Below are 19,811 nucleotides of genomic sequence, written 5' to 3' on the forward strand. Positions count from 1 at the left end.
GGCCACCGCCAGCATGTGGCGAACCGCGCCGCTGTGGGGCCTGGGATCGCTGAACTATGTACAGGGCAGCGACCAGAACGCGCGCTACCTGCACGACGGTCGCGCGCGCACACCGATGGAAGCCATCCTGTGGCACGGCGGCGAAGCGGCTGCGAGCCGCAACAAATTCGAAGCGATGTCGAAGGAAGAGCGGGCCGCGGTGATCGCGTTCCTGAGCTCCCTGTGACGCACGCCGACATGACGACATTGCAGGTGAGCCCGCGTTCGCGCGAAGAGCGCCGGCGGCTGCTGGTCGCAGCCGTTGCGACGCTCACTGCGGGAGGCCTCGCGGCCTGCGGCGGCGGTGGCGGCGGTGGCGGCGCTGGCGGAATCGGCAGTGGTGGCGCAAGCGTCGGTGCCGGTGGCAGCGGTGGCGCGAGCGTCGATACCCCAGCTGCTGCTCCGGCAACGGGCGCGCCGGCGACCGCGCCGGCGTCGGGAAGCGGCCCTGGCCTTGGCAAGAGCTCAAAGCGTGGCGTCGCTTACGACCTCGCCACGGAGCAGGACATGGATGCGCTCGCGCCGGGAGTCAGCTGGTGGTACGACTGGGGCCTGCGGCCGAACACAGGTGCCCCATCGGACCATGCCACGCGCTTCAGGATGGACTTCATCCCCATGCTCTGGGGCGACTTCAACGATGCGCAGGCACTCGCCTTCCTGCAAGCGCATCCGGAGATCCGACACCTGCTGCTGCTGAATGAGCCGAACCTGGTCGATCAGGCCAACCTGACGCCGACGCAGGCCGCGCAGCTGTGGCCGCGCTATGAGGCGATCGCCGCACGGACCGGCGTGCGACTCGTCGGTCCCGCAATGACCTGGGGCACGATGCCGGGCTTTGCCGATCCGGTGGTGTGGCTCGATGCTTTCCATGCTGCCTACCGTGCGACCAACGGCAACCGCGATCCGCAGATCGACTATCTGGGTTTCCATTGGTACGACTACGGCCTCGAGGGGCAACTCGACCGCCTGAAGAAATACGGCAAGCCGTTCTGGGTCACCGAATTCGCCAACTGGCACGACGGTGACGGCAGTGCGCAGATCGACACCGTGGAAAAGCAAATGGCGCAGATGACCGAGCTGGTCGCACTGTGCGAATCGCGCGCTGACGTGTTCCGGTACGCATGGTTCACTGGCCGCTGGACGCAAGGCGGCGATCCGCACCACACGAGCCTGCTTGCCGCCAATGGTCAGCTTACGGCGCTCGGCACCCACTACCTGCGGTTGCGTTTTGACGAGGGGACGCGGACTTGAGGGTGTACTGGAGGCGTATGACGGCGCCACTTCGAAATATGTTCGGGCACGTTATGAGTGTTCCGGGCTTTCGTATGTTGGTCCGTAAGCAATTTCCGAACTTCCGTCCCGGCAACGAGGAGTTCTGAAAGGGCGGGCGCATTCGCAATGCCCCCCGCCTGAGCATGCTCGTTGAGCAAGGCGGGGCGCACCGCCTGGCTGATCACCACCGCAGGGAATCGCGTGACAATGCCCTTGCTTGGGCGGGGGGGTACCACTGTCGGCGTCGAGCAGGGAGCAGGGCTGTCCGTCTCAGCCGACGTCGAAAGTGCGCGCCAGGCAATCGGCCAATTCCCGCAAGCCGAGCGGCTTGCGCAGCAGCTCGACCACGCCGGCCTCGCGCGCGCGTTGCTCCAGCGCGGCGCCGACGTTGCCGCTGACCAGGATGACGGGCAGCCCGGGGCGCAGCGCCAGCAACCGCGCAGCCAGTTCACTGCCCGCCAGGCCGGGCAGCATCTCGTCGGTGAGCACCGCGTCGAAGCGTTGTGGTTCGGCGATGAAGGCTTCCAGCGCGCGCTCGCTCGAGTCGAAGCCGACCGGCTCGTAGCCCAGTTCGGCGAGCAGTTCCTCGGCCAGTTCGACCAGCGGTCGTTCGTCATCGACCACCATCACCACCTGGCCGTTGCCGCGCGGCCATGAAGGCTCCGGCCGCGGCGACTGCGCTTCGGACTCACCCGAGACCGGCAGCCAGACCGTGACCTGTGTCCCTTGCCCGGGCGCGGTCGCGATGTCGATCGCGCCGCCGAGATCGGTCACGATGCCGTGGACCATCGAGAGTCCCAGGCCAGTTCCTTCGCCAACCTTCTTGGTCGTGAAGAAGGGATCGAAAGCACGCTGCAGAACTTCGGCAGACATGCCTGGGCCATCATCGGACACCACCAGGCGGACATAGGCGCCGGCAGCGAGTTCGCCGTGCAGCAGCGGCTTCGACGCATCGGAGTGCACGCGGTCGAGCCGGACCTCGATGGTGCCGGCGTCGCTGATCGCCTGCGCCGCGTTCGTGCACAAGTTCATGACTACCTGGTAGAGCTGGGTGCCGTCTCCCAGTACCGCGGAGATGCCGGCCTCGAGCTTCGCTTCGAATCGTATCGCCTCAGGCAGCGTGGGCCTGAGCATCGCGATGGCCTCTTCGGTCACGGCCTGGATGTTGACCGGAACGCGTTCGGCGACGCCGCTGCGGCTGAAGTCCAGGATGCGGCGCACCAACACGCGGGCCCGCGCGCCAGCCTGCATCACGCGGTCGATATAGCGGCGCATGTCGCTGCCCGGTGCGGCATGCTGCTGTGCCATCTCGCCGAAGCCCAGGATGGCACCGAGGATGTTGTTGAAGTCGTGCGCGATGCCACCCGCTAGAGTGCCGAGCGACTCCAGACGCTGGGCCTTCTGCAGCCGGGCCTCGAGCGCCGCCTTCTCGGCTTCGCCGGTTTCCAGCCGCCGCAGTTGCCGCAACAGGCCCGCGATGGTCAGCACCACCAGCGCCGTCAGCAGCAGCGTGCGGATGATGGCGCTGCGCATCTCGTCGTGCCAGGGCCGCAGGGCGTGGTCCTCGTCGCGCGTGAGGGTCAGCGTCAGCGGCCGCTTGCCGACGCCCACCGCCGCCACCAGCTTGGCCCGGCCGTCGACCGGACTGACCGAACGGTCGATCAGCGGGGCGCCCTTGAAGGCTGTCAGCTCAGGGTAGCGCTGGGTTGGGTCCAGGCCGTTCACTTCGGGCTGGCGCACCACCAGGGTACCGTCGTCGAGCGTCAGGATGAGGGCGCCGCCTTCGCCGAGGTCGATCGCGGTGTAGGCGGCCTGCATCTCCTGCAGCGTGACGATGGCGGTGACCACGCCGTCGAATGCACCATCCCGCGTGTTCAGCCGGCGCGACACCACCAGCGCCGGCTGCCGGTCGGTCCGCGTGATCACGGGTTCGTTGATGAAGAGACCGCCCGCCGAACCCTCGCGCTGGCTTTGGAAATACGGCCGATCAGAGACATCGGCCAGCGCCTCCCCGGTGACCCGCGAGCGGTGGCGCTGCATGCCCCGGGCGTCGACCAGGGTCAGCACGCTGACCTGCGACACCCCGACCACGCGCGATGCCAGGGCAGTGGCGACGGCGTCCGCAGGCAGCTCGCGGCCGGTGGTCTCCCACCATTCGCCGGTGTCGCGCAGCAGGACGTCGACCGCCTGCAGGGTCCTGGCGCCCTGTTCGGCCAGCGCCTTGGCCAGGTTGCCGAGTTCGCGCTCGTTCGCGAGCATGATCTGCTGGTGCAGCCGCCAGCCATCGTAGATCGCCGAGCCGGCGAAGGCGGCGATCAGGACCACGCCCGCTGCAATGATCCGCTGCCTCAGGCGCTCACCCGATTTCATGCGAGCGCGGCCGCCACGGCCCCGAGCAGTTCTTCTCTGGTGCAGGGCTTGGCCAGAAGGCGGTCGACACCCAGGGCCCGGGCGGCGTCGGATTCGCTGCCCAAGCTGCGTCCGAGGCGGGTCGAGATGCCGATCACCGAGGCCTCCGGATAGGCGGCATGCACGGCCTGCACGGCGCGGGTGCTTTCGGGATCGCGAGAGCGTGGGTGTGGGAGGTCGAGGATGACCAGGTCGGCCGCCGCGCGGGGCGCAGGCTCGTACCGCGGTAGCGAGCGGACCTGGTGTCCCTCGCCGGCCAGCCATTCGGAGATCAGCACGCGCATCGCGCTATCTTCCTCGATAACCAAGATATTCGACATTCCTTCATCCTTGTGCCTTGACGGGGCCGTGGTGCCCCTGGGACCGATTGGCGCAGACGCGGGTGCCCGCGGAATGTCAGTTCGGGGGCGCTCTGTTTCACTTGTAATTCGCAGGTAGGCTCTCGTAGGATCGATTGCAGTACGCTTCGATTGCCATGAACACAGCCTCACCCCACATCCTCGTCGTCGATGACGATCCCGCCCTCCGCGAACTGATGTCGGCCTACCTGACCGAGAACGAATTCCAGGTGACCGCCGTGGCGACCGGCGCCGAGATGAACGCGGTGCTGCAGGACAGCGTGATCGACCTGGTCGTGCTCGACCTGCGGCTGGGCGGCGAGGATGGCATGCAGCTGGCGCGCGGCCTGCGGGACACCAGCGAGCTGCCGGTCATCATCGTCACCGGCAAGCAGGACGAGGCCGACCGGGTGATGGGCCTGGAGATCGCCGCCGACGACTACGTCACCAAGCCTTTCAGCAACCGCGAGATGCTGGCCCGAATCCGCGCCGTGCTGCGCCGCTACCAGGCGCGCACCGATGTGGCGTCGCCGGTCCGCAGCAGCAAGCGCCGCGCCTATCGGTTCGCGGGCTGGGAGCTCAACCTGCTGGCGCGCCGGCTGACCTCGCCCGAGGGGCAGCGCGTCGAGCTCAGCAACGGCGAGTTCAACCTGCTGCTGGCGCTGTGCGAGCAGCCGCAGCGCGTGCTGTCGCGCGACCAGTTGCTGGAGCTGTCGCGGCTGCACGGCGCCGAGGTGTACGACCGCTCGATCGACGTTCAGATCCTTCGGCTGCGGCGCAAGATCGAGGTCGACGCCTCGGCGCCGAAGATGATCCGCACCGAGCGCGGCGCCGGCTACGTGTTCGAGCCGCAGGTGCAGGTGCTGCACTGAGCGTGGTCGCCCGCGCTGCGCTGCTTCAACTACCCGTGGCAGCGTCGATGATCAGGCTGGTGATCTCATCGGGATGCGAGATCAGGGCCAGGTGGCTCGACGGCAATTCGATGGTGATGGCGCCCATTCGCCTGGCCAGGAAGCGCTCGAGATCCGGGTCGATCGTGCGGTCGTTGCTGGAAACCTGGTACCAGGATGGCTTGTTGCGCCAGGCGGCCACGGTGGTTCTTCCGTTGAACAAGGTCGATGCCACCCGGCCCTGCACGGCGTAGAGCACGCGCGCCCTGAGCGGGTCGATGTCGCCCGCGAAGTCGCGCAGGAAGGCCTCTTCGCTCAACTGCGCAAAGCCGCCCGAAGTCACCAGGCCCGCACTGGCAGGGGGCTTGGGAAACTTGGCGGCCAATGCGCCGAAGTCCTCGCCGGCATCGGGTGCCCGGGCCGAGACATAGACCAGCCCCGACACCTTGTCGTGGACTCCCGCCTCGCTGATGACCATGCCGGCCCATGAATGCCCGACCAGCACGGTCGGGCCGTCCTGCAGGTCGAGAATGCGACGCGTGGCCTGGACGTCGTCGTCGAGCGATGTCAGCGGGTTCTGCACTGCAGTGGCGCGCAGGCCTGCCGCCTGCAGGCGAGAGATCACCTCGGTCCAGCAGGAGCCGTCGGCATAGGCGCCGTGAACCAGTACCACGTTGCGCACTCGCACAGATGCAGCGTTGCGCTGCGCTGCGGGACTGGCGCTCGTCCGTGCCATCGAAGGCGCGGCGAGCAGCGCGGCGCCCGCGCCTGCCAGCAGAGCTGAAAAGTTGCGTCGATTGAACATCAGAGTTCTCCTTGATTTGCCTCAGGCCGCGCGGCCGGTCTCGAACAGGAACCAGGCGCGCCGCTCGGCCTCGTCGATCCAGTTCTCCAGCAGGCTCGCGGTGGCGACATCGCCATGGGCGTCGCACATCGCATGGGTGGCGCGCATGTAGTCGACCAGGCGCAGGTTGTCCTCGCGCAGTTCGGCCAGCATGTCGCCCGGCGTGACGAAGGGCGCATCGTTGTCCGACAGGCGCTGGTGGCGCGAGATGTCGCCGATCGAGCGCAGCGTGCTGCCGCCGAGCTTGCGCGCGCGCTCGGCGAGCGGGTCGGTGAGGGCGAAGATCTGGTCCGACTGCTCGTCGAGCATCAGGTGGTAGTCGCGAAAGTGCGGGCCGGACATGTGCCAGTGGAAGTTCTTCGTCTTCAGGTACAGCGCGAAGCTGTCCGCCAGCAGGGCCGCGAGGCCGGCGCCGATGTCGCGACGGGCCTCGGCGCCGAGGCCCGTCGGGGTGCGCAGGGGCGCCTGGCGGCGGGCGAGAGTGGATTCGAGTGTGGTGGTCATGGAAGCGGCCTCTGTGAATTGCATCGGGGCTGGAGATGAACGGCCGGCCGATGCGTTGCCGGGTTCATGGATGCACTGTGGGGTGCGCGGGTTGCCGCGTCGTTTCATGGCCGGCGGCCATGTTGCAGATGAAATGCCCGGAGCCCACCGAACCGTCCCGGTGTCCGCGGGGGTGGGTAGCGTGTCCGTTGCTCCGTCAGGACCTGCAGTCACGGCGACTGGCTGGTTAAGGCCGCTCGCGCCGCCGCCGCCGCCGCCGCACGCCGCAAGGCCGACCGCGGCGACAGATGCGAGGCCGATGCGACTTCAGCTACGGGGAGTTGTCCGAACTCCGATCAATAGATGGCCAGCTTCGTAGGCGCCCCGGGCTGCGATCTTTAGCCTGTCGATCGTTGCTTTCATCCGAATCGCAAGTTCCTTGCTGGTTCCTTCCGTCGGGCAGTCCATGAGGCGGTGCGCCACAGTCAAAAGATTCGTTGCAGATCTCAGCGTCTTGCGCAAGGCGAGTCGCCTTTGCGCGAGGCCCTTCTCCTCATCCCTGATGCTGGTGCAAGAAGCAATCAGATGCTCGCAATCATCACCCCCTCTCACTAGCACATGTTCGATCAGCTGCAGTGCTTGCTCTACGTCAAGCAGTTCCGTGGTTTTCATTCGTAGTAATGTTCTTGCGTCGCACGTTGTTTCGGGCGACTTCGTGTCGTGGTTTTCTATGGTTTGTCTCCTCGCCCCAAAATGCTTTGTCTCAGAATACGAGATCACGCTGTTGTGCCGCATGAAGTCCAGCGAAGTGCGCCAATCCAGTGATCGAGATTCGTGCTTCCTGCGAGTGCTTTCCGATCAGTGGGGTATGGCGGATACCTTGAATTGTTGCGCAAAGAGTCGCCAATCTCGGTGACGGGAGCCTTTCTCGGATGGGGCGGGCATTGAGCGGCCGGGGCAGAGTCCGATCGTTCTGGTGTGCGTCGCCAAGCGATTGCGCGTGATGTCGATCAACTCAGTAGCGCTGCAATTCGTATACCGGGTGCGATCGGAGTCCAGCCACCACTCAAAGGAAAACTTAAAGGTGCACTGCAGTGGCAAATATGTAATCAGCCATAAGAACTGCTGACAAGAATGTCACTACTCGGTACTTTTGTCCTTATGACAGTCTTTACTTCGAACGCCTGCCGTTGAGCCACATCAACGTGCGACTTGGAGGGATCTGCATCAGCTTTATTACGCGCGTGTGACAAAGCCTTCGAGCTGGTCGAAAGAAAAGAATTCGGAGAGTACGTCGCTCGAACCTGAGCTGGCGAATGCAGGAGGGGAAGCGAAGTTTGCACATCGTTGCAATGGCGAGAATCGAAGTCGATCCGACCGGTTGACGCGCTGTCAAGCTGGACATGAGGCAGCGCGATGAACCTCCAATGTTCTCCCGCCTGTTCGCGTCCGAGTTACAGCTGCAACATGTACGGCGCTCGCCTGAAACCGTACTGAAATGACAGTCATGAACGATGAAGTCCTCATCGCCGAATCCCCAAGTCAAGGAGCCCTCATGCCAGCCCTCCAAGCACGAATTGACCGGACTGTGTCCTGTCTGCGCGCAGGCTCTACGCTCACCCCTTTTTCAAGGTGCGCCGCTGGCGCAGGTTCCGGCCGGGACGTCCAGTTCCTGGAGCTCCTGGCTGCTTACCGCCGCTCGGGAGGCCTCGCCACCGGGTCAGAAATCGCAGCCAGAAGGCCCGGCGTGGGCCTTGGCGAACTCGCGCGAATCATTGCCAGGCGCGAGTTGATCAGCCTCGACTGGGGCGGCCATCGATGGTTGCCGGTGTTTCAGTTCGAGGACGGCGATGTCACCGTTCGGGAGTCGGTGGGCGCCTTGGTCGAGGAACTATCGGTGGCACTCGACGACTGGGAGCTGGCGCAATGGTTCGTCGACCCCAACTCTTGGCTCAACGGCGCCACACCGCTGCAACTGGTCCATGACGACTTCGCGCGGGTCCATGATGCAGCACGTGCGCTGCGCTTCGTTTGCAAGAACTGAATTCCATGGACAACGATTCGGGAATCCGCAAATACGAACATCCCGCCGGCGGCTGGGATGCGCTGGGCGCCGTCGCCAAGGCCATCCATGGCCAGATGAACGCGATCTCGGGCACCCGCATCATGCTCAGGAACAACCAGCCCGACGGCTTCGATTGCCCGGGCTGCGCATGGCCCGACCCGAAGCACACCTCGGCCTTCGAGTTCTGCGAGAACGGCGCCAAGGCGGTCACCTGGGAAGCCACCCGCAAACGGGCGACGCCCGAGGTGTTTGCACGCCACAGCGTCACCGAACTGCTGGCCTGGAACGACCACGACATCGAGGACCTCGGGCGGCTCACGCACCCGATGGCCTACGACGCGGCCAGCGACCGCTACGTCGAAATCGGCTGGGACGAAGCGAATGCGCGGATCGCCGCCGTGCTGAACGCGCTGCCGGACCCCGGCATGGCGGAGTTCTACACCTCGGGCCGGGCGTCGAACGAAGCGGCCTTTCTGTATCAGCTCTTCGTGCGCGCCTACGGCACGAACAACTTTCCCGATTGCTCGAACATGTGCCATGAAGCGACCAGCGTGGGGCTGCCGCTGTCGATCGGCATCGGCAAGGGCACGGTGTCGCTGGAAGACTTCGACCATGCCGACCTCATCATCTCGATGGGCCACAACCCGGGCACCAACCACCCGCGGATGATGACGACGCTGCATGCCGCTGCAAGGCGCGGCGCGCCGATCGTGGTCTTCAATCCGTTGCGCGAGCGCGCGCTGGAGCGCTTCGCGGCGCCGCAGGACCCGATCGAGATGGCCTCATTCGGTTCGACCGACATCGCCAGCGACTACCTCCAGGTGAAGGTGGGCGGCGATGCCGCGGCGCTCAAGGGCGTCATGAAGGGCGTGCTCGAGATCGACGCCGAGGATCTCGCGGCAGGCGGCCCCGGGGTGCTCGACCGCGCTTTCATCGCCGAGCACACGCAGGGCTTCGAGGCGCTGGCCGAGGACCTTCACGCGACCGCCTGGCACGAGCTGGTGCAGGCATCGGGCCTGGGCAGCGAGGCGCTGCGAGGCGTGGCCCGCCTCTACTGCAAGGCCGAGGCGGCGATCATCGTCTTCGGCATGGGGATCACCCAGCACCGCCTGGGCACCGACAACGTCCAGCAGATCTCCAACCTGCTGATGCTCAGGGGCAACTACGGGCGTGCCGGTGCCGGCATCTGCCCGGTACGGGGCCACTCCAACGTGCAGGGCAATCGCACCGTGGGCATCGACGAGAAGGCCCCGCTCGCACTGCGCCAGGGCATCGAACGGGTCTACGGATTCGCGCCGCCCGCCGAGCGCGGCCACGACGCCGCCGAGGCGATCCAGGCCATCGCGCAAGGACGCTCGAAGTTCCTGATGTGCCTGGGCGGGAACCTCGCGGTGGCGATGGCCGACCCGACGCGGACCTTCGCGGCGATGCGCGGTCTGGAGCTGGCGGTGCACATCGCGACCAAGCCCAATCGCTCGCACCTGCTGGTGGGCAGGCAGAGCCTCCTGCTGCCTTGCCTCGGGCGCACCGAGCTCGACCTGCAGGCCGGCGGCGTGCAGTCGATCACGGTCGAGGATTCGATGTCGATGGTCCACGCATCGACCGGCCGGCTGCCGCCGCCCTCCGCCCACGTACGCTCGGAGCCGGCGATCGTCGCGGGCATCGCGAAGGCGGTGCTCGCGGGCCGGCATGGCATCGACTGGGACGGCATGGTCGCCGACTACGGCCGCATCCGCGACGGCATCGAGGGCGTGCTGGCCGGCTTCGAGGACTACAACCTGCGGATCCGGCAGCCGGGCGGCTTCCGCTTGCCGATCGGGCCGGCCGAGCGCCGCTGGCACACCGCGTCGGGCAAGGCGCAGTTCATCGTGATGCCCGGCGTCCGGGAAGATCCTCGCGCAGCGGGCTCCGGGGTGCTCACCCTGACCACGCTGCGCAGCCACGACCAGTACAACACGACGATCTACGGCTTCGACGACCGCTACCGCGGCATCTTCGGACGCCGGGACGTGGTCTTTCTGAATGTCGACGACCTGGCGGTACAGGGCATTGCCGCCGGCGATCGCGTCGACCTCGAGGCCGTGCCCTTCGATGGCGAGGCAGCGGCGCCGGGGGCGGTGCTCAGGAACCTGACTGCGGTGGCGTACGACATCCCGAGGGGCTCGGCGGGCGCCTACTATCCCGAGGCCAACGTGCTGGTGGCCCTGTCGCACCGAGATCCGCAAAGCGGAACGCCTTCCTACAAGTCGGTGCCGGTGCGGCTGCGGCCATCGCGCCCGACGCCGGGATCGGTGTCATGAACGCGATCCCTTTTCCCCTGTCGCGCCACACCGTGCATGTGATGGGCCACGACGCCTGCCAGGACACGCTGGCCGCGGAGGTGCCGGTGTCGCTGGTCTTCAACGGCATCACCCACGCGGTGATGATGGCCACGCCGCAGGATCTCGAGGCCTTCGCGCTCGGCTTCGCGTTGAGCGAGGGCATCCTCGACGATGTCGGCGATTGCTTCGACATCGAAGTGCAGCCGGTGCCCGCGTGCCAGGCCGGGCTGCCCGCCGAGGTCGACGCGACGCAGGTCGAGCTGACCGTTTCCGCGCGCAGCTTCGATCGGCTCAAGCGTCGCCGCCGCCACATGGCGGGGCAAACGGGCTGCGGTGTCTGCGGGGTGGAGAGCTTCGCCGGCCTCGATCTCGATCTCGCGCCGCGGGCGGCACCCGGCTGGATCGACCGCGTGGATGCGCCGCGCGTGCTGCGTGCGCTCGATGCACTGCCGGCGCGCCAGTTGCTCAATGCGCAGGCCGGCGCGATCCATGCCGCCGGCTGGGCGACGCTGGACGGCATCCTGCTCGACGTGATGGAAGACGTGGGCCGGCACAACGCACTCGACAAGCTGCTCGGCACGCTCGCCATGGGCGGGCGGCTGGCGCAGCCGGGCTTCGTCGTCATGACCAGCCGCGGCAGCCACGAGCTGGTGCGAAAGTGCGCCCGCCTGGGCATCGCGGCGCTCTGCACGGTGTCGGCGCCGACCGCGATGGGCGTGCGCATGGCGCAGCTCGCCGGTGTTCGCCTGTGGGGCCTGTGCCGTGCGCCGCGCGCGGTGCTGTACGCCGCGGGCAACCCGATCACCGAGCAGAAGTGCGGAACTCAGGTGCATGGTGCCGTCGACGAGGCCCTGTCAGGCCCAATTCAGGGAGCGCCGGAGGCAGCAAAGAAGCCTCAGGACGAAGTGCCAACGTCAGGCATCACCAACCCCATCTCCATTGCCTGGCTAGGAGCAACCTCCTGAATTCCGATGACGATCTGTTCATCGGGTGCGGCAGTCGCCTCTTGAAGCAAGCGCCATAGCGCAGTGAGCATGGCCTGCTTGTACTCAGCCGAGCGGCCCGTTCGAACGATCAGCGTCAACGAGACCATGGCAGCCGACCTGCCCGCGCTGAAGGCACTTCCACTGGGGTATTCCAAGAACACAACGTGGACCCAGGAAGCGGGAACACCTGACATGCCTACGTGAAGATTGGTGATGCTGACAGCGAGGCTTTCCCTTTTGCTGCCGTCGATGGTCCCAGCCTGCGTGACAATCGTGTAGAGCGGCATTGCATTCTCCCTTCAAACGGTCATCGGATGACATTGGTTCTGGCGAGATCGATGAGTTCGGTTCCTCGACCGTCCAGCACTGCCTTCATCAGGAACATTCCGAAGTGGTGGGCTTCTTCCAGTGTTGTCTTCGGAGGCATCGCGAGCTCCTGACGGGCACTGACGACATCGACGAGGACGGGGCCTTTGTGCGCGAATGCTTCTGTCAACGCTGCCTCGAGTTGCAGTGGATGCTCGACTCGAATGCCTTTGATCCCCATCGCATTTGCCATCGCGGCAAAGTTGGGATTCTTGAGTTCGCAGCCTTCGTCGATGAAGCCGTTCGCTTTCATTTCCATCTCGACAAAGCCCAGCGTCCCGTTGTTCAGGACGATGACCTTGACGTCCAGTCCTGCCTGGATGAGAGTAACGAACTCGCCCATCATCATGGTGAAGCCCCCGTCCCCGGACATCGAGATCACTTGCCGGTCCCGGAATGTTGACTGTGCGCCGATTGCCTGGAGAAGAGCGTTCGCCATCGAGCCGTGATTGAAGGATCCAACCAATCGACGCCTGCCGTTCATCTTGATGTATCGCGCAGTCCAGATGATCGGCGTGCCGACATCGCAGGTGATGATGGCGTCGTCTTCAGCCAGGTCACTAACAAGGCGGGCCAGATATTGCGGATGAATGATCTCGCTGGTCGGCCTGCTCTCCGCCAATGAGTCAAGGTCTTCGCGCGCCTTGCGATAGTCCGCCAAGGCGATATCGAGATGCGCGCTATCGGTTTTCTCGATCAAATTCGGTAGCAGCGCCTCGACGGTGTCTTTAACGTTGCCCAACAGTCCAAGATCCAAAGGACACCGGTTGCCAAGCGCCTCCGGTCGGACATCAATCTGTGCAGTTCGCGCATTCTCAGGATAGAAAGGCCGGTACGGAAAATCTGTTCCCAGAAGCAAAAGTGTGTCGCATCGTTTCATGGCCTCATAACCAGACGAGAATCCGACGAGGCCCGTCATGCCGACGTCGTACGGATTGTCGTACTCGACGAACTCCTTTCCTCTGAAGGCGTGGACAATTGGCGCCTTCAGCAGTGCTGCCAGTGCGATGATCTCGGCATGCGCGCCTGCGCACCCGGCACCACACAACAGAGTCACTCGCTCGCCCTCGTTGAGCATCGCCGCAAGCGACTTCAACTCACCCTCCGGAGGTCGGAGTATCGGCCTGGAAGGAAGTAGCCACTTGGGAACCTTCGCTTCGAGCCTTTGAAGTGCAACGTCGCCAGGAAGAACGACCACGGCTACGCCGCGCTTGGCCACCGCGACGCGCATCGCGCGATGGAGAACCTGTGGCAATTGCTCGGGCCGCGAAACAAGCTCAACATAGTGACTGCAATCCTTGAAGAGACTTTCGGGATGCGTCGCCTGGAAGAAGTCGATGCCGATCTCAGTGCTGGGGATGTGCGCGGCGATGGCGAGAACCGGAACGCCACTGCGCTGGCAGTCAAACAGCCCATTGATGAGATGCAGGTTGCCGGGACCGCAACTGCCTGCGCATACTGCGAGTTCGCCGGTGAGATGGGCTTCCGCTCCGGCGGCGAATGCAGCGCACTCCTCATGCCGCACATGCACCCACTCGATCTCCCTCATGCGTCGCAGCGCGTCGGTCAAGCCGTTCAGAGAATCACCGACAACACCATAGATTCGCTGGACGCCCGCTTGCTTCAAGGCTTCGGCCATATAGCCGGCTGCCGTCTTGGACATGATCTGTTCTCCGGAACGTTGGAGGGGCTCTTAGAACGCGCTTGGCTGGTCGAAGCGCTCGAGTATCTTCAGGTCGGTCACCGAGTACGACATCGAGCAGCGAAAGCCCCGGCCCATCCGGACTGGCGCAAGCATGCTGAGTTCCTCCCCAGCCACGGCGGGCATGCGAATCTCGCCATCCCCCGTCCAAAGATCGACTATCTTCAGGTCGTCGGTCAGCGAGAGTACGAGTTCGTTCACAGCCGGCCTATGCTGTTCCTGGGCTTCCAAGCGGGGGAAGTAGCGAAGGTTGACAGTTGGTCGGCTGAAGATCTTGCGGATGTCTGGCTCCGGTTGCTGTAGCGTGACGATCGCCTCTGCGAGGCGGACGCCGTGTGTAGACAGGCTGCCAGCGAAGCGGCTTCCACGGGCCACAGGCGCAGCTGCAGCACTGGGAGCAGCAAAGCTGCGAGTCTGAAAGATGCTGCCAAGCCGCTTCGGGAACCCCTGAGCCCACCCACGTGCGAGGGCAGCATCGTTGTCGACGTAGATGAATGGACAAAATGAGACCGGCGTGTCACGCCGCATCGCGTCAATGAGCACGAAGGCTTCTCGGTACTGGAAACGAGACGGGTCCAGCAACTCTTCGTTCTGAGCAGTAAACTGCCAATCCAGAAAGAGCAGTGCGGAGTGACCGTTCGTTTCGGGATCCACCGAAAGTCCCGGAGGAAGTAGCGCCGCAGTCAAGGATGGGTCTGCCCAGTACTCGATGCCAACGATGTCGCTCGAGTAGTGCCAAGGGGGAGGGGGTGTTATCGCGGCAAGTCCAAGAGGTGTACGAGGGAGCGTGTAGCCTAAGAGCATGATGGTTCTCCAATGGGAGGTGTGTGATGCCAATGATCCTGCGGTTTCTTCATATCGCAACGTAGATTCCCGTCAGTCGAATCCAAACGCGGTGCGAAGCCAAGTCTCTACCGCCTTGATTGCATTGAGGTTTCAACAAGCGTGTAGCATCGTTACTGTTGAAATGCGATCGACTGGGCCAAGACCCTGCATCCTTGGTCATAGCAAGTTCACTGAAGCGCCTGAGACCTTGCTGTGAATCCAGTGACGACAATGCGGACATGCTTGAGCTGGGATGGTCTTGCCTTGCAAGCCAGACCGATCGCGGGGTATCCGCATGAAATGCAGGCGTTGTTAATCCAGGGCGGCTGGGAGCCAGAGTCAGATCGAGCGCATGGGACCAAGAGCGTAGACGGCGACACAGGTAGCGCTGGCTCCATCGTTTGCCAAGCTGACCATGCCGGCCCGCGATTTCAGTTGCAATGCGCTCTGAAATGCAGATGCAACGCATGCGAGGTAGCGTACGTTGATGCTGCAGAACACATCAACGAAGCAACGCGCCAAAGCCAGAGCGATTGTGTCTACGTCCGATTCACCCGGCAGCGAGCCTGTGGCGGCCGGTGGTACGGCACCTCTCACACTGGATCCGCGTCGGGACCACTGGCTCATCGTCCTCCCGGATGACACGGTCAGGCCGATAATCGAAGCGATCGATACGGCCAGTTCTTCGCTCAATGTTTGCATGTTCGTTCTGGACGACTCTCTCTTTCTTCAGGCTCTGATCCGCGCCAAGCGGAGAGGAGTGAATGTCCGCGTGATGCTCAATCGACATCGAAGAAATGGAGAGTTGGAGAATGAGCGCGCGTGGAGACTTCTAGGTGATGCCGGTGTCGAGGTGCGTGCAAGTAGTCAAAAGTTCGAACTAACGCATGAGAAGTCTCTCGTGGTGGACGATGAGATCGGGTTCATCCAGTCGATGAACTGGGATGGACGCCGTGCACAGACAGCGCGTGACTACGCCATCGTCACGCGCAACCCACAAGAAACCAAAGAGATGACAGCTTGCTTCGACGCAGACTGGAATGAGCAGAGTTTCACACCTATGCGAGGGTCAAAACTGATCTGGTGCCCGGACAACGGTCGGCCCCGGATCGCCGCGTTCATCGATAGGGCGGTTCATTCCCTGTGGGTGCAGAACGAGAGATACCAGGACACGGTGATCATCGAGCGCCTCGTGCGTGCCTCCCTGCGCGGCGTGAAGGTTCATATTCTCACAAGCCCACCTCATCGCCTCAAATCGGACCACTTGAACGAAGGCATCGGAGGATTGCGAATCCTTCAAGACGTCGGCATCAAAGTCCACGTTGCCAAGCATGTGAAGCTGCACGCCAAGATGATGATCGCAGATGGCCGGAGTGCCATCATTGGCTCGATAAACCTGACGCCGGGAAGCTTCAATGGTCGACGCGAACTGGCTATAGAGACCTCCGATGAGCTTGTCGTCGAGAGAATCCATGCAGTCGCACAACAGGATTGGATGCTTTCGAGAAAGCTGGATCTGACTGATTCAGGGCTCCAGCGTGAATTGGTCAAGCATGCTCGGACCAGTACTGACGGCTCGATTGGGTAAAGGCACCGACCGCCTTCGGCGGAACGAAGTCAAGCGCATGAATGCGGAGCTTCGGTCTTGTCTCTTAAGAGAACTTTGATCCCTCCGATCAGCAGAAGACCGACCTGGTTGCGTTGAGGTTTGCCTTGGAGACGCGCCGGTCGGTCACCATCCTGGCGATGGCTCTCCGTGGCCCCGCGGGTTTCGGCGTTGATTGCCAGCTCTCGCCGGAGAAAGCCAAGCCGGATCGTCTGTGCAGGGGAGCCACTTCCGCACTCTGTTGGAGTTGCCAGGCGCCTCACTTTGCGCCAGGCAAGTCCGGAGTGCCGGCTTGCGCTGCCGGCCGTCGGTCGGGATGCCGGGCTTCCCTCGCATTGACCCGTCTCTGACCCGCCGCACCGCTCTTGTCGTTGCCGATGCTGTCGGCCTCCGGTGACTTCAGCTCGTCGCCGCCGATCGCCTTGACCTTTCCGGCCGGTCGCGCGTCCTTTTCCTGCTCTGCACGAAGCTGAGGTTTGCTGTTCAGTATGGGCGATCGGGTGGACGATGCGTCGCCGCTTGGCTGGGCTTGAACCACGGATGCCGCCACTGCGAGCATTGCGAACGTGAAGTACCTGTTCATTGAAGGCCTCTGTGAATGAAGTGTTGGGGATTGCTGGGGTGTGATGGCGAGTTCGCGAATCACTGGTGTGATCATCAACGCGCAACGCTACGGGATGATTTCGAGCGTAACCGTATATGTCGCATCTGCAATCTCAATGTAGCTTGTGTCTCAACCGTCAATGTCGTGGCCCGTGGCCGATTCGCTACGAAGACTGAAGATTCGATAATTGAGCCAGGTCCGCCAAAGGATGATCGGCACGAGAAGGACCAGGCCCGGGAGTAAGAAGTGCTGTGAGGCGGGCGTGGCCGCTGCGTCAAAGAGGGTGACTGAGGGTGGCGGAAGCATCGGGAAGATGCTGATCGCCATTCCTGCGTAGCACAACAGGAACAGGCCGATGGTGCAGACGAAAGGCCAAGGGCTTCCGCCAGTTGAGCTGCTGCTCAAAGTTCTCAAGACGCCCCAGACAAGCAAAGCAGTCAACAGCGGGACGGGTGCGAACGCCAGGGCGTCTGGAAAAGTGAACCAGCGTCGTGCGATCGACTCGGACATGATGGGAGTCCAGATGCTAACCATGACGATCGCCAAGACCAAGCCGGCCAGCAACTTGGGCGCCCAAGTGCCTGCCTTGCGCTGAAGCTCTCCTCGTGTCCGCCAGAAAAGCCAGGCGGCTCCGAGCAATGAATAGCCAACCACCAACGCGGCACCTGTCATCAGTGAGAATGGGCTTGTCCAATCCCAGCCCGATCCGGCATAGCGACCCTGATTGACGGGGATGCCCTGGAGGAACGTTCCCAGCACGACGCCCTGGGCGAATGTCGCAACCAATGATCCGCCTGCGAAAGCGAGATCCCACAATCGCTTGCGTGGCTGATGCTTGAAGCGGAACTCAAAGGCCACCCCGCGGAAGATCAGCCCCAACAGCATTGCGATGACAGGAAGGTAGACGGCCGGCAGAATGATCGAGAACGCCAGTGGAAACATGGCGAGGAGGACGGCACCTCCGAGAACCAGCCACGTCTCGTTTCCGTCCCAGAACGGTTCGATCGAGTTCATCATCTGATCCCGCTCTGAATCGCCGCTCGCGGCGATAAAGAGCATGCCGAGCCCCAAGTCGAATCCATCAAGGACAACGTAGACGCCGACGGCCAGCGCCACAGTAGCTGCCATGAACAGGGTGATTGCGCTTTCCACGTCGATCATTTTGCTTCCTTGAGATGGCCACGAGGCTCCGCATCTGCGAACGCCGCGAGGGGCCGGAGGCCGAGCCTCGGCTGGTCGGGCAATGCGATCTCGATCGGGCCGACGCGGAAGGCCTTGAAGAGATACCAGAGTCCGGCTCCGAAGACGGCGAAGTAGACGATGACGAACATTGCGAGTGATATCCCGACGCTCTCCACCGAGATGGGTGAAAGCACGTGCTCGGTACGAAGCAGGCCGTACACCACATAGGGCTGTCGCCCGATCTCAGCGGTGTACCAACCGGCCAGGATGGCGATGAAGCCGGCCGGCGACATGCAAACGAGGAATCTTAGAAAGAAGAGCCGGTCATAGAGTCGCCTACGCCAAAGCAGCAAGAGGGAGATTGGTACGACCGCCAGCATCAGCAGCCCAATACCGACCATTACCCGGAAGCTCCAGAATACGATCGCCACCGGCGGACGATCGGCAGGGGCGAACTCTTTGAGTCCACGAACGGGCGTACTCAACGAATGCTCGTCGATGAGGCTCCCTAGCCTGGGAATACTGACTTCGAGGTGGTTTCGCTCGTCATCCTGGTTCGGGAGTGCGAACAGCCGAAGAGGCATGATCGAGGTCTCCCACTGTCCTTCGATGGCGGCAAGCTTGGCCGGTTGGTACTTGCCGACGTTGAGGCCTACCCGGTCGCCCACTACCGTTTGCAGCGGCGCGAGCGGCACGATGATCAGGAGCGCGAGCTTCAGCATCGGTTGTGCCAGCGACACGAACCGTCCATTGATCAGGTACCAGGCTGCGACACCAGCGACCGCGAATGCGGTAGCAAGGAGTGCCGCGATGAGCATATGGGCATAGCGCATCGGAAAGGACGGATTGAAGATGATCGCCCACCAGTCGGTCGGATAGAAGACACCTTCTCGCAAAGCGTACCCTGCGGGAGTCTGCATCCAACTGTTGGAGGCCATGATCCAGAATGCAGAGATGCAGGTTCCGAGCGCCACCATGCACGTCGAGAGGAAGTGCATGCCTGGAGAGACGCGTCGCCAGCCAAAGAGCAGAACACCGAGGAAGCTCGCTTCCAGGAAGAAAGCCGTCATCGTTTCGTAGCTCAGCAAAGGGCCTATGACCTGGCCAGCGCTTGCCATCATGCCGCTCCAGTTGGTGCCGAACTGGTAGGCCAGAACGAGTCCTGAGACGACACCCATGCCGAACGAGAGCGCGAAGATGGTGGTCCAGAAGCGGAGGAGTCGCCAGTAGCGCGGATCGCCTGTGCGAAGCCACAGTACCTCGAGAGCAACAAGAAATCCTGCGAGTCCGATTGAGAAGGAAGGAAACAGGATGTGGAAAGTGATCGTGAAGCCGAACTGAATGCGGGAGAGCAGCAAAGCGTCCACGCCAGAAAGAAGCTCGTTCATGGATGGGCACCTCGACTCTTTGGAGGCGAAACACGGCCAGGATTAATGGGCCGCCACTGGAGATCTGAAAGGTGCTTCATGACTGCGCTTGTGGCGATGATTCAGTCCACTGTCCGTGCCTACTGTTTCCAGAGCGTTTCATCGATCGTTACAGTTGCAACGCCTCTGGCGGACAGTTGCGGATCAAGGAGAACGACTGATCCTCATCGCGCGGGTCGGATCGCATTGTGGCCGAGGTAGATCCAGTCGCGTTCAGAGATCAATGGAGTCGATCTCTGTCTTCCCGAGCCAATCGCGGAGCGGACATTTACAACGATTTGCACCGTTGAACTCGCATCTGGAACTGGAAGGGTAAAGACTCGCCGCCATGGAAAGCAACGCAATGATCCAGCTACGTCGCACGTCGACCTTCCAAGCCATGGCTCAAGACAATGAGTCAGGTGAGGCTCGTCGGATCCGACACACGCCTGTCCGTTGTGCTGCGGCCCATC

At 63.2% G+C, this 19,811-nt stretch carries 17 protein-coding genes and 1 pseudogene; 7 read left to right on the forward strand and 11 right to left on the reverse strand.

What is annotated here, in order from left to right; all coding sequences use genetic code 11:
• Together QTI45_RS34730 and QTI45_RS34735 are read left to right on the forward strand one after the other, a co-directional pair.
• Nucleotides 1–226: di-heme oxidoredictase family protein (locus QTI45_RS34730; protein WP_286657590.1), on the forward strand; the 226-nt coding region annotated here is incomplete at its 5' end.
• Nucleotides 223–1,290, forward strand: coding sequence for a glycoside hydrolase family protein (locus QTI45_RS34735; RefSeq protein WP_286657591.1), 1,068 nt, complete (start codon nt 223–225; stop codon nt 1,288–1,290). The genes QTI45_RS34730 and QTI45_RS34735, both read left to right, overlap by 4 nt.
• Nucleotides 1,291–1,581: 291 nt before the next feature.
• On the opposite strand, the gene QTI45_RS34740 is transcribed toward QTI45_RS34735, so the two are convergent.
• Nucleotides 1,582–3,681 carry an ATP-binding protein gene (locus tag QTI45_RS34740; protein WP_286657592.1) on the reverse strand — a complete coding sequence of 700 codons (2,100 nt, stop codon included), beginning with the start codon at nt 3,679–3,681 and terminating at the stop codon, nt 1,582–1,584.
• On the reverse strand, nt 3,678–4,040 hold the full coding sequence (locus QTI45_RS34745) for a DNA-binding transcriptional response regulator (RefSeq protein WP_286369324.1): 363 nt from the start codon (nt 4,038–4,040) through the stop codon (nt 3,678–3,680). Before QTI45_RS34745 ends, QTI45_RS34740 begins: the two co-directional genes overlap by 4 nt.
• Before the next feature lie 155 nt (nt 4,041–4,195).
• Here QTI45_RS34745 and QTI45_RS34750 point away from each other — a divergent pair, with 155 nt between their 5' ends.
• Nucleotides 4,196–4,930 carry a response regulator gene (locus QTI45_RS34750; protein WP_286657593.1) on the forward strand — a complete coding sequence of 245 codons (735 nt, stop codon included), beginning with the start codon at nt 4,196–4,198 and terminating at the stop codon, nt 4,928–4,930.
• Nucleotides 4,931–4,955: 25 nt separating this feature from the next.
• Here QTI45_RS34750 and QTI45_RS34755 read toward each other — a convergent pair whose 3' ends face one another.
• The 3 genes from QTI45_RS34755 to QTI45_RS34765 all read right to left on the reverse strand — a co-directional run bounded on the left by QTI45_RS34755 (nt 4,956) and on the right by QTI45_RS34765 (nt 6,947).
• Nucleotides 4,956–5,753: an alpha/beta fold hydrolase gene (locus QTI45_RS34755; protein WP_286657594.1), complete on the reverse strand. Its 798-nt coding sequence runs from the start codon at nt 5,751–5,753 to the stop codon at nt 4,956–4,958.
• A 21-nt stretch (nt 5,754–5,774) separates the two neighbouring features.
• Entirely contained in the window at nt 5,775–6,296 is a 522-nt protein-coding gene (locus QTI45_RS34760) for a Dps family protein (RefSeq protein WP_286657595.1), read from the reverse strand.
• Between the two features lie 306 nt (nt 6,297–6,602).
• Complete coding sequence (locus tag QTI45_RS34765) at nt 6,603–6,947, reverse strand: hypothetical protein (RefSeq protein WP_286657596.1); 345 nt, start codon at nt 6,945–6,947, stop codon at nt 6,603–6,605.
• 835 nt (nt 6,948–7,782) lie between these two features.
• Between QTI45_RS34765 and QTI45_RS34770 the strand changes: the two genes are divergently transcribed.
• The 3 genes and pseudogenes from QTI45_RS34770 to fdhD form a co-directional block, all read left to right on the forward strand.
• A complete protein-coding gene (locus QTI45_RS34770; protein WP_286369319.1) occupies nt 7,783–8,319 on the forward strand; it encodes a hypothetical protein in 537 nt (178 codons plus the stop codon).
• A gap of 5 nt (nt 8,320–8,324) precedes the next feature.
• Nucleotides 8,325–10,640, forward strand: coding sequence for an FdhF/YdeP family oxidoreductase (locus QTI45_RS34775; protein ID WP_286657597.1), 2,316 nt, complete (start codon nt 8,325–8,327; stop codon nt 10,638–10,640).
• Nucleotides 10,637–11,455, forward strand: a pseudogene (gene fdhD / locus QTI45_RS34780) (formate dehydrogenase accessory sulfurtransferase FdhD); the annotation flags it as partial. The gene QTI45_RS34775 and the pseudogene fdhD, both read left to right, overlap by 4 nt.
• 101 nt (nt 11,456–11,556) lie before the next feature.
• On the opposite strand, the gene QTI45_RS34785 reads toward fdhD, so the two are convergent.
• From QTI45_RS34785 to QTI45_RS34795, 3 genes are read right to left on the reverse strand one after another with little or no spacing between them, the layout of a single operon-like run.
• A complete protein-coding gene (locus QTI45_RS34785; RefSeq protein ID WP_286369317.1) occupies nt 11,557–11,934 on the reverse strand; it encodes a tautomerase family protein in 378 nt (125 codons plus the stop codon).
• Nucleotides 11,935–11,954: 20 nt separating this feature from the next.
• Nucleotides 11,955–13,676, reverse strand: coding sequence for a ubiquinone-dependent pyruvate dehydrogenase (gene poxB / locus QTI45_RS34790; protein WP_286369316.1), 1,722 nt, complete (start codon nt 13,674–13,676; stop codon nt 11,955–11,957).
• A 30-nt stretch (nt 13,677–13,706) separates the two neighbouring features.
• The gene (locus QTI45_RS34795; RefSeq protein WP_286657598.1) at nt 13,707–14,519 is read right to left on the reverse strand and encodes an acetoacetate decarboxylase family protein; all 813 of its coding nucleotides are present in this window, start codon (nt 14,517–14,519) and stop codon (nt 13,707–13,709) included.
• A 508-nt stretch (nt 14,520–15,027) separates the two neighbouring features.
• Here QTI45_RS34795 and QTI45_RS34800 point away from each other — a divergent pair.
• Nucleotides 15,028–16,128 (forward strand): phospholipase D-like domain-containing protein, encoded by a 1,101-nt coding sequence (locus QTI45_RS34800; protein ID WP_286657599.1) that lies wholly within the window; start codon nt 15,028–15,030, stop codon nt 16,126–16,128.
• A gap of 277 nt (nt 16,129–16,405) precedes the next feature.
• On the opposite strand, the gene QTI45_RS34805 is transcribed toward QTI45_RS34800, so the two are convergent.
• From QTI45_RS34805 to QTI45_RS34815, 3 genes are all read right to left on the reverse strand, one after another.
• Nucleotides 16,406–16,729 carry a hypothetical protein gene (locus tag QTI45_RS34805; RefSeq protein ID WP_286657600.1) on the reverse strand — a complete coding sequence of 108 codons (324 nt, stop codon included), beginning with the start codon at nt 16,727–16,729 and terminating at the stop codon, nt 16,406–16,408.
• 150 nt (nt 16,730–16,879) lie between these two features.
• The gene (gene cydB / locus QTI45_RS34810) at nt 16,880–17,911 is read right to left on the reverse strand and encodes a cytochrome d ubiquinol oxidase subunit II (RefSeq protein ID WP_286657601.1); all 1,032 of its coding nucleotides are present in this window, start codon (nt 17,909–17,911) and stop codon (nt 16,880–16,882) included.
• Nucleotides 17,908–19,320 (reverse strand): cytochrome ubiquinol oxidase subunit I, encoded by a 1,413-nt coding sequence (locus QTI45_RS34815; protein WP_286657602.1) that lies wholly within the window; start codon nt 19,318–19,320, stop codon nt 17,908–17,910. Before QTI45_RS34815 ends, cydB begins: the two co-directional genes overlap by 4 nt.
• Nucleotides 19,321–19,811 lie beyond the last annotated feature (491 nt).

This window comes from Variovorax saccharolyticus (genome assembly GCF_030316765.1).
GTDB classification, from domain to species: domain Bacteria; phylum Pseudomonadota; class Gammaproteobacteria; order Burkholderiales; family Burkholderiaceae_C; genus Variovorax; species Variovorax saccharolyticus.

Bases quoted from the DNA above. Each gene is read 5' to 3' on its own strand.
- QTI45_RS34805 (WP_286657600.1), bottom strand. From the start codon at position 16,729: ATGAACAGGTACTTCACGTTCGCAATGCTCGCAGTGGCGGCATCCGTG.
- QTI45_RS34800 (WP_286657599.1), top strand. From the start codon at position 15,028: ATGCTGCAGAACACATCAACGAAGCAACGCGCCAAAGCCAGAGCGATT.
- QTI45_RS34745 (WP_286369324.1), bottom strand. From the start codon at position 4,040: ATGTCGAATATCTTGGTTATCGAGGAAGATAGCGCGATGCGCGTGCTG.
- cydB (WP_286657601.1), bottom strand. From the start codon at position 17,911: ATGATCGACGTGGAAAGCGCAATCACCCTGTTCATGGCAGCTACTGTG.
- QTI45_RS34795 (WP_286657598.1), bottom strand. From the start codon at position 14,519: ATGCTCTTAGGCTACACGCTCCCTCGTACACCTCTTGGACTTGCCGCG.
- QTI45_RS34750 (WP_286657593.1), top strand. From the start codon at position 4,196: ATGAACACAGCCTCACCCCACATCCTCGTCGTCGATGACGATCCCGCC.
- QTI45_RS34770 (WP_286369319.1), top strand. From the start codon at position 7,783: ATGAACGATGAAGTCCTCATCGCCGAATCCCCAAGTCAAGGAGCCCTC.
- QTI45_RS34760 (WP_286657595.1), bottom strand. From the start codon at position 6,296: ATGACCACCACACTCGAATCCACTCTCGCCCGCCGCCAGGCGCCCCTG.
- QTI45_RS34765 (WP_286657596.1), bottom strand. From the start codon at position 6,947: ATGAAAACCACGGAACTGCTTGACGTAGAGCAAGCACTGCAGCTGATC.
- QTI45_RS34755 (WP_286657594.1), bottom strand. From the start codon at position 5,753: ATGTTCAATCGACGCAACTTTTCAGCTCTGCTGGCAGGCGCGGGCGCC.
- QTI45_RS34815 (WP_286657602.1), bottom strand. From the start codon at position 19,320: ATGAACGAGCTTCTTTCTGGCGTGGACGCTTTGCTGCTCTCCCGCATT.
- poxB (WP_286369316.1), bottom strand. From the start codon at position 13,676: ATGTCCAAGACGGCAGCCGGCTATATGGCCGAAGCCTTGAAGCAAGCG.
- QTI45_RS34775 (WP_286657597.1), top strand. From the start codon at position 8,325: ATGGACAACGATTCGGGAATCCGCAAATACGAACATCCCGCCGGCGGC.
- QTI45_RS34785 (WP_286369317.1), bottom strand. From the start codon at position 11,934: ATGCCGCTCTACACGATTGTCACGCAGGCTGGGACCATCGACGGCAGC.
- QTI45_RS34740 (WP_286657592.1), bottom strand. From the start codon at position 3,681: ATGAAATCGGGTGAGCGCCTGAGGCAGCGGATCATTGCAGCGGGCGTG.